The organism is Streptococcus sp. 596553 (assembly GCF_900411395.1).
Taxonomy (GTDB): domain Bacteria; phylum Bacillota; class Bacilli; order Lactobacillales; family Streptococcaceae; genus Streptococcus; species Streptococcus mitis_BA.
Genome location: NZ_OXCQ01000001.1, coordinates 355558 through 369323 on the forward strand (window position 1 = coordinate 355558; position 13766 = coordinate 369323).

Consider the following 13766-nt stretch of genomic DNA (forward strand, 5'->3'; position numbering starts at 1 on the left):
TAATGGCAACAAAACAAAAAGAAGTAACAACATTTGACGTACAAGTAGCAGAATTTATCCGTAATCATAAGCAAAAAGGGACAGCAACAGATGATGAAATCAATGCTAGTCTTGTCGTTCCTTTTACCTTGGACGCTGATGGGATTGAAGATCTCTTGCAACGGATTCAGGATGCAGGAATTTCGATCACAGATAACGAAGGAAATCCGAGTGCGCGTGTTCTTAGCAATGAAGAAGAACCAGAACTCAGCGATGAGGACTTGATTGGGTCAACTTCTGCTAAGGTTAATGACCCTGTCCGTATGTACTTGAAAGAAATCGGAGTCGTTCCTCTCTTGACCAATGAAGAGGAAAAAGAATTGGCACTGGCTGTTGAAGCTGGTGATATCGAAGCCAAACAACGTCTTGCGGAAGCCAACCTTCGTTTGGTTGTTTCCATCGCCAAACGCTATGTCGGTCGTGGTATGCAGTTCCTTGACTTGATTCAAGAAGGAAATATGGGCTTGATGAAGGCGGTTGACAAGTTTGACTATTCTAAAGGGTTCAAGTTCTCAACTTACGCAACTTGGTGGATTCGTCAGGCTATCACTCGTGCTATTGCGGATCAAGCTCGTACCATCCGTATCCCAGTTCACATGGTTGAAACCATCAATAAATTGGTTCGTGAACAGCGGAACCTCCTTCAAGAATTAGGTCAAGATCCAACACCAGAACAGATTGCTGAACGTATGGATATGACACCTGATAAGGTTCGTGAAATCTTGAAGATTGCCCAAGAACCAGTATCTCTTGAAACTCCAATCGGTGAAGAGGATGATAGCCACCTTGGGGACTTTATCGAAGATGAAGTGATTGAAAATCCAGTGGATTATACAACTCGTATCGTCTTGCGTGAGCAGTTGGATGAGGTCTTGGATACTCTTACAGACCGTGAAGAAAATGTTCTACGTCTCCGTTTCGGGCTAGATGATGGAAAAATGCGTACCCTTGAAGATGTGGGTAAAGTCTTTAACGTGACTCGCGAGCGTATCCGTCAGATTGAAGCAAAGGCTTTGAGAAAACTACGCCAACCAAGTCGCAGCAAACCGCTTCGTGATTTTATTGAAGACTAAGAGTGAGGAAAATATGGCTTATACAGAAGAGCAAATTGAAAACATCAAAACACGAATTTTAACAGCCTTGGAAGAAGTCATCGACCCTGAGTTGGGAATCGATATTGTCAATCTTGGTTTGATTTATGAGATTCGTTTTGACGGCGACACAGGGCAAACAGAGATTGATATGACGTTGACAACTATGGGTTGTCCCTTGGCAGACCTTTTGACGGATCAGATTTATGATGCCATGACAGAGGTTCCAGAAGTAACGGATACTGAGGTTAAATTAGTCTGGTATCCAGCCTGGACCGTTGAAAAAATGAGTCGCTATGCACGCATTGCCCTAGGCATTAAGTAAACATATAAAAGCATGTGAGAGACCGTTGGAAAAGTGAGGAAATTTCCCCTTCTTTTCCTTTAGTCTCTCCTTTCTTTTGCTGATTTTATTCAAAGAAAATGATATAATAGTAGTTATGGAAAAAAAGAAATTACGCATCAATATGTTGAGTTCAAGTGAGAAAGTGGCAGGACAAGGAGTTTCAGGTGCCTACCGTGAATTAGTTCGTCTTCTTCACCGTGATGCCAAGGACCAATTGATTGTTACAGAAAATCTTCCAATAGAGGCAGATGTGACTCACTTTCATACAATTGATTTCCCCTATTATTTATCAACATTCCAAAAGAAACGCTCAGGAAGGAAAATTGGCTATGTGCATTTCTTGCCTGATACACTTGAGGGGAGTTTGAAGATTCCATTTTTCTTAAAGGAAATTGTGAAACGCTATGTATTTTCTTTTTACAATCGGATGGAGCACTTGGTGGTGGTCAATCCGATGTTTATTGAGGATTTGGTGGCAGCTGGTATTCCACGTGAAAAAGTGACCTATATTCCTAACTTTGTAAACAAGGAAAAATGGCATCCCCTTCCACCAGAAGAGGTAGTGAGACTGCGAACAGAGCTAGGTCTTAGTGACAATCAGTTTATCGTAGTAGGTGCTGGGCAAGTTCAGAAACGTAAAGGGATTGATGACTTTATCCGTCTGGCTGAGGAATTACCTCAGATTACCTTTATCTGGGCGGGTGGTTTCTCTTTTGGGGGCATAACAGATGGTTATGAACGCTACAAGAAAATGATGGAAAATCCCCCTAAAAATTTGATTTTTCCAGGTATTGTATCGCCAGAGCGGATGCGCGAATTGTATGCCCTAGCGGACCTTTTCTTGTTGCCTAGTTACAATGAGCTCTTTCCTATGACGATTTTAGAGGCTGCCAGTTGTGAGGCTCCTATTATGTTGCGTGATTTAGATCTCTATAAGGTGATTTTGGAGGGAAATTATCGGGCAACAGCAGATAGAGAAGAGATGAAAGAAGCTATTCTGGAATATCAAGCAAATCCTGATGCTTTAAAAGATTTGAAAGAAAAGGCTAAGAATATTTCTAGAGAGTATTCTGAAGAGCATCTGTTACAAATCTGGTTGGACTTTTATGAGAAACAAGCCGCTTTAGGGAGAAAGTAAAAAGTGAGGTAATCTATGCGAATTGGTTTATTTACAGATACCTATTTTCCTCAGGTTTCAGGTGTTGCGACCAGTATTCGAACCTTGAAAATAGAACTTGAAAAGCAGGGGCATGCTGTTTTTATCTTTACGACGACAGATAAGGATGTCAATCGTTATGAAGATTGGCAAATTATCCGCATTCCAAGTGTTCCCTTCTTTGCTTTTAAAGATCGCCGCTTTGCCTATCGAGGATTCAGCAAGGCACTGGAAATTGCTAAACAGTATCAGCTGGATATTATCCATACTCAGACAGAATTTTCTCTTGGCTTGTTGGGGATTTGGATTGCGCGTGAATTGAAGATTCCAGTCATCCATACCTATCACACCCAGTACGAAGACTATGTGCATTATATTGCCAAGGGGATGTTGATTCGTCCTAGTATGGTCAAGTATCTGGTCAGAGGTTTCCTGCACGATGTGGATGGGGTGATTTGCCCGAGTGAGATTGTCCGAGACTTGCTATCTGACTATAAAGTCAAGGTTGAAAAACGTGTTATTCCTACTGGGATTGAATTAGCCAAGTTTGAGCGTCCAGAAATCAAGCAGGAAAATTTGACAGAACTGCGTAGTAAATTAGGGATTCAAGATAATGAAAAGATGTTGCTTAGCCTTTCCAGAATTTCCTATGAAAAAAATATTCAAGCAGTATTAGCAGCCTTTGCAGAAGTTCTGAAAGAAGAAGACAAGGTTAAACTGGTGGTAGCTGGGGATGGTCCTTATCTGGATGACCTCAAAGAGCAAGCCCAGAAACTAGAGATTCAAGACTCCGTCATCTTTACAGGAATGATTGCTCCTAGTGAGACAGCTCTTTATTACAAGGCGGCGGATTTCTTCATCTCGGCATCGACGAGTGAAACGCAAGGTTTGACCTACTTGGAAAGCTTAGCTAGTGGGACGCCTGTCATTGCTCATGGAAATCCTTATCTGGACAATCTTATCAGTGATAAAATGTTTGGAACCTTATATTACGGTGAACATGATTTGGCTGGAGCTATTCTGGAGGCCCTGATTGCAACACCAGACATGAATGAGCATACCTTATCAGAGAAGTTGTACGAGATTTCAGCTGAGAACTTTGGGAAACGAGTGCATGAGTTTTATCTGGATGCCATTATTTCAAATAACTTCCAGAAAGATTTAGCAAAAGATGACACGGTCAGTCAGCGTATTTTTAAAACAGTTTTGTATCTACCGCAACAGGTGGTTGCTGTACCCGTAAAAGGCTCTAGACGCATGCTGAGGGCTTCAAAAACACAGTTAATCAGCATCAGAGATTATTGGAAAGACAGTGAAGAATAGAAAGAGGAACAGCTATGAAAAAACAATTAATGAGAAGTGGGCGTGATAAAAAGATTGCGGGTGTTTGTGCTGGGGTAGCCCATTATTTTGATATGGATCCTACTATTGTTCGCGTAATATGGGGTGTTCTTGCTTTTGGTTACGGAGCGGGAATTGTAGCTTATATCATTTTATGGATTATCGCACCAGTAGCAAGTGACTATTGAAAACTAGCTCAATTCATGCTAAGATAATAGAAAATAGAATGTAACGAAGGAGAGAAAAATGGCATTTGGAGATAATGGAAATCGTAAAAAAACTATGTTTGAGAAAATAACCTTGTTTATCGTGATTATCATGCTAGTAGCAAGTATTTTGGGAATTTTTGCAACTGCAATTGGTGCCCTCAGTAATCTATGAAATAGATTCAAGAAAATTTAGTGACTGGGATTTCCCAGCCCTTTTTTAAAGTGAGAAGAAAAAATGAGTATGTTTTTAGATACAGCCAAGATCAAGGTCAAGGCTGGTAATGGTGGTGATGGCATGGTTGCCTTTCGCCGTGAAAAATATGTCCCTAATGGTGGTCCTTGGGGTGGTGATGGTGGTCGTGGAGGAAATGTGGTCTTCGTTGTAGACGAAGGACTACGGACCTTGATGGATTTCCGCTACAATCGCCATTTCAAGGCTGATTCTGGGGAAAAAGGGATGACCAAAGGGATGCATGGTCGTGGTGCTGAGGATCTTAGAGTTCGAGTACCACAAGGTACGACTGTTCGTGATGCAGAGACTGGCAAGGTTTTGACAGATTTGATTGAACATGGTCAAGAATTTATCGTTGCTCACGGTGGTCGTGGTGGACGTGGAAATATTCGTTTCGCAACACCAAAAAATCCTGCACCGGAAATCTCTGAAAATGGAGAACCAGGTCAGGAACGTGAGTTACAATTGGAACTAAAAATCTTGGCAGATGTCGGTTTAGTAGGATTCCCATCTGTTGGGAAATCAACACTTTTAAGTGTTATCACATCTGCTAAACCTAAAATTGGTGCCTACCATTTTACAACTATTGTGCCAAATCTAGGAATGGTTCGTACCCAATCAGGTGAATCCTTTGCAGTAGCCGATCTGCCAGGTTTGATTGAAGGGGCTAGTCAAGGTGTTGGTTTGGGAACCCAGTTCCTCCGCCACATTGAGCGTACACGTGTCATCCTCCATATCATTGATATGTCAGCTAGCGAAGGCCGTGATCCTTATGAGGACTACCTAGCGATCAATAAAGAGCTGGAGTCATACAATCTTCGTCTCATGGAGCGTCCACAGATTATCGTAGCCAATAAGATGGATATGCCTGAGAGTCAGGAAAATTTTGAAGAATTCAAGAAGAAATTGGCTGAAAACTACGATGAATTTGAAGAGTTACCAGCTATCTTCCCGATTTCTGGATTGACCAAGCAAGGTTTGGCAACGCTCTTGGATGCGACAGCTGAATTGTTAGACAAGACACCAGAATTCTTGCTCTACGACGAGTCAGATATGGAAGAAGAAGCTTACTATGGATTTGACGAGGAAGAGAAAGCCTTTGAAATTAGCCGTGATGACGATGCGACATGGGTACTTTCTGGTGAAAAACTCATGAAACTCTTTAATATGACCAACTTTGATCGTGACGAATCAGTCATGAAATTTGCCCGCCAGCTTCGTGGTATGGGGGTTGATGAAGCCCTTCGTGCGCGTGGTGCTAAGGATGGGGACTTGGTTCGCATTGGTAAATTTGAGTTTGAATTTGTAGACTAGGAGACTGATATGGGAGATAAACCGATATCTTTCCGAGATGCGGATGGTAATTTTGTTTCCGCTGCAGACGTTTGGAATGAAAAGAAATTGGAAGAACTGTTTAATCGTCTCAATCCAAATCGTGCTCTGAGATTGGCACGAACTAAAAAAGACAATCCATCTCAGTAAAGAAGCTAAAAAATCCCGTGCCTCATCAGATACGGGATTTTGTGGTACGACGGGATGTATAGCAAACTGAATCTGGAATAGCACAGCATATCTTCTAAAATATTGTTATCAATTGATTTGAATTTCAAAATTAAATTGTTTGATTCTTATTTCACTTTGTTATAGTATATCTGATGTCAAAATTCTCGGCGAGTCAAATAGCGATTCCCAAGCCTGACTATCGTGAGGTAGCGGATTAAAACGGTCTGGGGATAGATCGTTTTAAGTCTGATGCTGGAAATAAGAATCGTCAGGGGAAGGGATAGCGAAATCGTGGCTCTACGAACAGGAACGTGATAGTAAGGCGTATATAGTGGATAAGGGGGCTCAAAACTCTAAAGTCCAAAAAGGTAGTCGTAACCTATATACATAAAGCACGAGAGTAATTGAATTCGGACTAAGATTTTCTATTTTCACTGTAACCTTTTAACGTCCTCATATCTTGTATACACGAGGAAAGATGTATGACTTATCCCGTGAGGTCTATCACTATAAAGAGAAAACGACAGATAGAGGTGATCCTGAGTCACGGTTATCTTTAAAATAGATTGTCTGATAGGATGCTAGCCTGAAAACGTCTTGTTCATGAAATATAGGACGCTATGTATAAAACGCTTCTGTGAACTGAGAGAAGGGGGAGAAGTTCTTTCTAAAGTTTAGTTGAACAGCCGTATTCCGATACTTAGATAAGGGGGTTAGTCTTAGCTCCTACTCGATTTCAGGGGGCAAAAAAGGGGCAATAGCGATTCGAGAAAGATTATACTCTTCGAAAATCTCTTCAAATCACGTCAATATCGCCTTGCCGTATATATGTGACTGACTTCGTCAGTCTTATCTACAACCTCAAAACAGTGTTTTGAGCAGCCTGCGGCTAGCTTCCTAGTTTGCTCTTTGATTTTCATTGAGTATCAGTGACTAAATCATCAACTCTGATTTATCCAATAAAATTGAAAAGGATGGAAAAAAGGTTGCATTTATGATATAATTTATTTTAAAGACCTTATTAGAAATCTTGAAAGAGTATTGAAAACTTAGAATGAGAAAAATTGTTATCAATGGTGGATTACCACTACAAGGTGAAATCACTATTAGTGGTGCTAAAAATAGTGTTGTAGCCTTAATTCCAGCTATTATCTTGGCTGATGATGTGGTGACTTTGGATTGCGTTCCAGATATTTCGGATGTAGCAAGTCTTGTCGAAATCATGGAATTGATGGGAGCTACTGTTAAGCGTTATGACGATGTCTTGGAGATTGATCCAAGAGGTGTTCAAAATATTCCAATGCCTTATGGGAAAATCAACAGTCTTCGTGCATCTTACTATTTTTATGGGAGCCTCTTGGGTCGTTTTGGTGAAGCGACAGTTGGTCTACCGGGAGGATGTGATCTTGGTCCTCGTCCGATTGACTTACACCTTAAGGCGTTTGAAGCTATGGGTGCCACTGTTAGCTACGAGGGAGATAACATGAAGTTATCTGCTAAAGATACAGGACTTCATGGTGCAAGTATTTACATGGATACGGTTAGTGTAGGGGCAACGATCAATACGATGATTGCTGCGGTTAAAGCGAATGGTCGTACTATTATTGAAAATGCAGCCCGTGAGCCTGAGATTATTGATGTAGCTACCCTCTTGAATAATATGGGTGCCCATATCCGTGGGGCAGGAACCAATATCATCATTATTGATGGTGTCGAAAGATTACATGGAACCCGTCATCAGGTGATTCCAGACCGCATTGAAGCTGGAACATATATTTCCTTAGCTGCTGCAGTTGGTAAAGGAATTCGTATCAATAATGTTCTTTACGAACACCTGGAAGGATTTATTGCTAAGCTGGAAGAAATGGGAGTGAGAATGACTGTATCTGAAGACAGCATTTTTGTCGAAGAGCAGTCTAATTTGAAAGCAATCAATATTAAGACAGCTCCTTACCCAGGCTTTGCAACTGATTTGCAACAACCGATTACCCCACTTTTACTAAGAGCGAATGGTCGTGGTACAATTGTTGATACGATTTACGAAAAGCGTGTAAATCATGTTTTTGAACTAGCAAAGATGGATGCGGATATTTCGACAACAAATGGTCATATTTTGTACACAGGTGGTCGTGATTTACGTGGAGCCAGTGTTAAAGCAACTGACCTGAGAGCTGGTGCAGCTTTAGTCATTGCTGGTTTGATGGCCGAGGGACAAACTGAAATTACCAATATCGAGTTTATCTTACGTGGTTATTCTGATATTATCGAAAAATTACGTAATCTAGGAGCGGATATTACACTTGTTGAGGATTAAACCGTAGAGGTGTTTATGAATATTTGGACCAAATTAGCAATGTTTTCTTTTTTTGAAACGGATCGCTTGTATTTGCGTCCTTTCTTTTTTAGTGATAGTCAGGACTTCCATGAGATAGCTTCGAATCCAGAAAATCTTCAATTTATTTTCCCGACTCAAGCAAGTCTGGAAGAGAGCCAATATGCGTTGGCTAATTACTTTATGAAGTCCCCTTTGGGGGTATGGGCTATTTGTGACAAGAAAACTGAAAAAATGATTGGTTCTGTTAAGTTTGAAAAGTTAGATGAAATTAAAAAAGAAGCTGAACTTGGCTATTTTTTGAGAAAAGATGCTTGGTCGCAAGGATTTATGACAGAGGTTGTTAGAAAAATTTGTCAACTTTCTTTTGAAGAAGTTGGCTTAAAACAATTATCCATCATTACCCACCTTGAAAATGAAGCTAGCCAACGGGTTGCTCTTAAGTCTGGATTCCGTTTGTTTCGTCAGTTTAAAGGAAGTGATCGCTACACAAGAAAAATGCGGGATTATCTTGAATTTCGGTATGTAAAAGGAGAATTCAATGAGTAAGCATCAGGAAATTCTAAGCTATTTGGAAGAATTACCAGTAGGTAAAAGGGTCAGTGTTCGTAGTATTTCCAACCATCTGGGAGTCAGTGATGGAACTGCCTATCGGGCCATTAAAGAAGCTGAAAACCGTGGAATTGTGGAGACCCGTCCTAGAAGTGGAACAATCCGCGTCAAATCCCAGAAAGTTGCTATCGAAAGATTAACTTTTGCTGAAATTGCTGAAGTGACCTCTTCTGAGGTTCTGGCTGGGCAAGAAGGTTTAGAGAGAGAATTTAGTAAGTTTTCAATCGGTGCTATGACCGAACAAAATATCTTGTCTTACCTTCATGATGGGGGACTCTTGATTGTCGGAGACCGTACCCGTATCCAACTGTTAGCACTTGAAAATGAAAATGCCGTTCTGGTTACAGGTGGATTTCAGGTTCATGATGATGTACTTAAACTGGCCAATCAAAAAGGGATTCCTGTTCTGAGAAGCAAGCATGATACTTTCACTGTCGCGACCATGATCAATAAAGCCTTGTCAAATGTCCAAATCAAAACGGATATTTTAACTGTTGAGAAGCTTTATCATCCAAGTCATGAGTATGGTTTTCTGAGAGAGACAGACACTGTTAAAGATTATTTGGACTTAGTTCGTAAGAATCGAAGCAGTCGTTTTCCAGTTATTAACCAACATCAGGTTGTCGTTGGAGTTGTAACTATGAGAGATGCGGGCGATAAGTCACCAAGTACCACAATTGACAAGGTTATGTCGCGTAGTCTATTTTTAGTTGGATTATCGACAAATATTGCCAATGTTAGTCAACGGATGATTGCTGAAGACTTTGAAATGGTACCAGTTGTTCGGAATAATCAAACCTTGCTTGGAGTTGTGACACGACGAGATGTCATGGAGAAGATGAGCCGTTCCCAAGTTTCGGCTCTACCGACTTTTTCTGAGCAGATTGGACAAAAACTTTCTTATCACCATGATGAAGTAGTGATTACAGTGGAACCCTTTATGCTTGAGAAAAACGGTGTTTTAGCTAACGGTGTATTGGCGGAGATACTGACTCACATGACCCAAGATTTGGTTGTGAATAGTGGCCGCAATCTCATTATCGAGCAAATGCTGATCTACTTTTTGCAGGCTGTTCAGATAGATGATATACTGCGCATTCAAGCACGGATTATTCATCATACGAGACGATCAGCTATTATTGACTACGATATTTATCATGGTCACCAGATTGTTTCAAAAGCAAATGTAACCGTTAAAATTAATTAGAAACTAGGAGAAAAAATGATAACATTAAAATCAGCTCGTGAAATCGAAGCTATGGATAAGGCCGGTGATTTTCTAGCAAGTATTCATATCGGCTTACGTGATTTGATTAAGCCTGGCGTAGATATGTGGGAAGTTGAAGAGTATGTCCGCCGTCGTTGTAAGGAAGAAAATTTCCTTCCGCTTCAGATTGGGGTTGACGGTGCAATGATGGACTATCCTTATGCTACCTGTTGCTCTCTTAACGATGAAGTAGCTCACGCTTTCCCTCGTCACTATATCTTGAAAGATGGTGATTTGCTCAAAGTTGATATGGTTTTGGGAGGCCCAATTGCTAAATCTGATTTTAATGTCTCAAAATTAAACTTCAACAATGTTGAGCAAATGAAAAAATACACTCAGAGCTATTCTGGTGGTCTGGCAGACTCTTGTTGGGCTTATGCTGTAGGTACACCGTCCGAAGAAGTCAAAAATTTGATGGATGTAACCAAAGAAGCTATGTACAAGGGGATTGAGCAAGCTGTTGTTGGAAACCGTATCGGTGATATTGGAGCGGCTATTCAAGAATATGCTGAAAGTCGTGGTTACGGTGTAGTGCGTGATTTGGTTGGTCATGGTGTTGGCCCAACTATGCACGAAGAACCAATGGTTCCTAACTATGGTATTGCAGGTCGAGGACTCCGTCTTCGTGAAGGAATGGTCTTGACTATTGAACCAATGATCAATACAGGTGACTGGGAAATTGATACAGATATGAAGACCGGCTGGGCGCATAAGACCATTGACGGTGGACTATCTTGTCAATATGAACACCAATTTGTCATTACGAAAGATGGTCCTGTTATCTTGACTAGTCAAGGTGAAGAAGGAACTTATTAATAAAAAGTGAAAAGACTACTGGAAGTTTATTTTGATAAAAAATCCAGTAGATCTTTTTATAATAAAACGTATTGTATCAAGCTTTTAATGCCTGGTATAATGCGTTTTTCTGATTTTAAGATTTTCTTCAACTTTGTTTGTAACGACATTATAACAGAGGATCTAGGATTCAGGGCTCTCCTCCTATATACTATTAGTAAAGCAAAACTAGGGGAGAATATTTTAGTGTCGCAATCTATTGTTTCTGTAGAGGTTCCACAATATTGTCGTTTTGATTCTAAAAAGAGCAATGAAATTCTGTTTAACGTTCGTATTGCCAATCTTAAATTTACCTTTTTCATATTGAAGTATTGAGCTAGTTTATGAAAAAATTGAATGAAAGAGTTGAGTGTTTTAGAAACCTACAGTGTAGTATTCTAGTTTCAATCCACTATATTTTGCTACTCCCCGTAAAGTTTCTATTTTCCCTGAATTCTGATATAATAGAAATATTGACTTCAAGAGTAAGGAAGAGAAGATGAACGCATTATTGAATGGAATGAATGACCGTCAGGCTGAGGCGGTGCAAACGACAGAAGGTCCCTTGTTGATTATGGCGGGGGCTGGCTCTGGAAAGACCCGAGTTTTGACCCACCGTATTGCTTATCTGATTGATGAAAAGCTGATCAATCCGTGGAATATCTTGGCCATTACCTTTACTAATAAGGCTGCGCGTGAGATGAAAGAGCGTGCTTATAACCTTAATCCAGCCACTCAGGACTGTCTGATTGCGACCTTCCACTCCATGTGTGTGCGTATTTTGCGTCGCGATGCGGATCATATTGGCTACAACCGCAATTTTACTATTGTAGATCCAGGGGAGCAGCGAACTCTCATGAAACGCATTCTCAAGCAGTTGAACTTGGATCCTAAAAAATGGAATGAACGAACTATTTTGGGGACCATTTCCAATGCTAAGAATGATTTGATTGATGATGTTGCCTATACTGCTCAAGCTGGCGATATGTATACGCAAATCGTGTCCCAGTGTTACACTGCTTATCAAAAAGAGCTTCGTCAGTCGGAGTCGGTTGACTTTGATGATTTGATTATGCTGACCCTGCGTCTCTTTGATCAAAATCCTGATGTTTTGACTTACTATCAACAGAAATTCCAATACATCCACGTTGATGAGTACCAAGATACCAACCATGCCCAGTACCAACTAGTCAAACTCTTAGCGTCTCGCTTTAAAAATATCTGTGTGGTTGGGGATGCGGATCAGTCTATCTACGGCTGGCGTGGTGCTGATATGCAGAACATCTTGGATTTTGAAAAGGATTATCCTCAAGCCAAGGTAGTTTTGTTGGAGGAGAATTATCGTTCCACCAAAACCATTCTCCAAGCGGCCAACGAGGTCATTAAAAACAATAAAAACCGTCGTCCTAAGAATCTCTGGACTCAAAATGCTGATGGGGAGCAAATCGTTTACTATCGTGCCAATGATGAACTAGATGAGGCTGTATTTGTAGCCAAAACCATCGATGAACTTGGTCGGAGTCAAAACTTCCTTCACAAGGATTTTGCAGTTCTCTATCGGACTAATGCGCAGTCCCGTACTATTGAGGAAGCCCTGCTCAAGTCCAATATTCCTTATACCATGGTCGGAGGAACCAAGTTCTACAGCCGTAAGGAAATCCGAGATATTATCGCTTACCTCAACCTCATTGCTAATTTGAGTGATAATATTAGTTTTGAGCGTATTATCAACGAACCGAAACGTGGAATTGGTCCAGGTACAGTTGAGAAAATCCGTGACTTTGCCAATATGCAAGACATGTCTATGCTAGATGCTTCAGCCAATATTATGTTGTCTGGTATCAAGGGTAAAGCAGCCCAGTCAATTTGGGATTTTGCAAATATGATTTTGGATTTGCGGGATCAACTGGACCAGTTAAGCATTACTGAGTTGGTTGAGGCAGTTCTAGAAAAAACAGGGTACGTTGATATCCTTAATGCTCAAGCAACCTTAGAAAGCAAGGCTCGAGTTGAAAATATCGAAGAGTTTCTTTCTGTGACGAAAAACTTTGATGACACCTCTGATGGGTCAGAAGAGGAAACTGGTCTGGACAAGCTGAGTCGTTTCTTAAATGATTTAGCCTTGATTGCGGATACAGATTCAGGTAGTCAGGAGACATCAGAAGTGACCCTGATGACCCTGCATGCTGCCAAAGGTCTCGAGTTTCCAGTTGTCTTTTTGATTGGGATGGAAGAAAATGTCTTCCCACTTAGTCGTGCAGCTGAAGATCAAGATGAATTGGAAGAAGAGCGCCGTCTAGCCTATGTAGGTATCACGCGTGCAGAGAAAATCCTCTATCTGACAAATGCCAACTCGCGCCTGCTTTTTGGTCGTACCAACTACAACCGTCCCACTCGTTTTATTAACGAAATCAGCTCGGACTTACTTGAGTATCAAGGTCTGGCTCGTCCAGCAAATACAAGCTTTAAGGCATCATATAGCAGTGGTGGTCTTGCCTTCGGTCATGGTATGAGTTTGGCTCAGGCTCTTCAAGACCGTAAACGCAGTGCAGCACCAAAAACTATCCAGTCAAGCGGTCTTCCATTTGGTCAATTTACAGCTGGAGCAAAATCAGCTTCTAGCGAGACGAATTGGTCCATTGGTGACATTGCCCTCCACAAGAAATGGGGAGAGGGAACTGTTCTGGAAGTTTCAGGTAGTGGTGCTACGCAGGAATTGAAAATCAATTTCCCGGAAGTAGGTTTGAAAAAACTTTTAGCCAGTGTGGCTCCAATTGAGAAAAAAATCTAATTTTCCATCCTTC

The 13766-nt window shown here is 41.0% G+C and carries 13 protein-coding genes; all 13 read left to right on the plus strand.

The annotated features are described in order from the left end of the window. Positions 1-2 precede the first annotated feature (2 nt). Complete coding sequence (gene rpoD / locus DSY56_RS01780) at positions 3-1112, plus strand: RNA polymerase sigma factor RpoD (RefSeq protein WP_000201906.1); 1110 nt, start codon at positions 3-5, stop codon at positions 1110-1112. A gap of 13 nt (positions 1113-1125) precedes the next feature. Next, on the plus strand, positions 1126-1455 hold the full coding sequence (locus DSY56_RS01785) for a metal-sulfur cluster assembly factor (protein WP_000331929.1): 330 nt from the start codon (positions 1126-1128) through the stop codon (positions 1453-1455). Positions 1456-1570: 115 nt separating this feature from the next. Beyond that, entirely contained in the window at positions 1571-2614 is a 1044-nt protein-coding gene (cpoA, locus tag DSY56_RS01790) for an alpha-galactosylglucosyldiacylglycerol synthase (protein ID WP_164226980.1), read from the plus strand. A 15-nt stretch (positions 2615-2629) separates the two neighbouring features. Next, a complete protein-coding gene (locus DSY56_RS01795; protein WP_112443661.1) occupies positions 2630-3955 on the plus strand; it encodes a glycosyltransferase family 4 protein in 1326 nt (441 codons plus the stop codon). 29 nt (positions 3956-3984) lie between these two features. Continuing rightward, the gene (locus tag DSY56_RS01800) at positions 3985-4161 is read left to right on the plus strand and encodes a PspC domain-containing protein (RefSeq protein ID WP_025169691.1); all 177 of its coding nucleotides are present in this window, start codon (positions 3985-3987) and stop codon (positions 4159-4161) included. A 58-nt stretch (positions 4162-4219) separates the two neighbouring features. Beyond that, positions 4220-4354, plus strand: a complete 135-nt coding sequence (locus DSY56_RS01805; protein WP_112443662.1) for a DUF4044 domain-containing protein — start codon at positions 4220-4222, stop codon at positions 4352-4354. Positions 4355-4417: 63 nt separating this feature from the next. Further along, positions 4418-5728, plus strand: a complete 1311-nt coding sequence (obgE, locus tag DSY56_RS01810; protein WP_112443663.1) for a GTPase ObgE — start codon at positions 4418-4420, stop codon at positions 5726-5728. A 9-nt stretch (positions 5729-5737) separates the two neighbouring features. Then, positions 5738-5896: a hypothetical protein gene (locus DSY56_RS01815; RefSeq protein WP_007284777.1), complete on the plus strand. Its 159-nt coding sequence runs from the start codon at positions 5738-5740 to the stop codon at positions 5894-5896. A 1075-nt stretch (positions 5897-6971) separates the two neighbouring features. Then, positions 6972-8231 carry a UDP-N-acetylglucosamine 1-carboxyvinyltransferase gene (locus DSY56_RS01820; protein WP_061088064.1) on the plus strand — a complete coding sequence of 420 codons (1260 nt, stop codon included), beginning with the start codon at positions 6972-6974 and terminating at the stop codon, positions 8229-8231. Between the two features lie 15 nt (positions 8232-8246). Continuing rightward, positions 8247-8798 (plus strand): GNAT family N-acetyltransferase, encoded by a 552-nt coding sequence (locus DSY56_RS01825; RefSeq protein ID WP_112443664.1) that lies wholly within the window; start codon positions 8247-8249, stop codon positions 8796-8798. Further along, on the plus strand, positions 8791-10068 hold the full coding sequence (spxR, locus tag DSY56_RS01830; protein WP_112443665.1) for a CBS-HotDog domain-containing transcription factor SpxR: 1278 nt from the start codon (positions 8791-8793) through the stop codon (positions 10066-10068). The genes DSY56_RS01825 and spxR overlap by 8 nt, the downstream gene beginning before the upstream one ends. Before the next feature lie 15 nt (positions 10069-10083). Continuing rightward, positions 10084-10944: a methionyl aminopeptidase gene (locus DSY56_RS01835; protein WP_112443666.1), complete on the plus strand. Its 861-nt coding sequence runs from the start codon at positions 10084-10086 to the stop codon at positions 10942-10944. 517 nt (positions 10945-11461) lie between these two features. Continuing rightward, positions 11462-13753 carry a DNA helicase PcrA gene (gene pcrA, locus DSY56_RS01845; protein WP_112443667.1) on the plus strand — a complete coding sequence of 764 codons (2292 nt, stop codon included), beginning with the start codon at positions 11462-11464 and terminating at the stop codon, positions 13751-13753. The last annotated feature ends 13 nt before the right edge of the window (positions 13754-13766 follow it).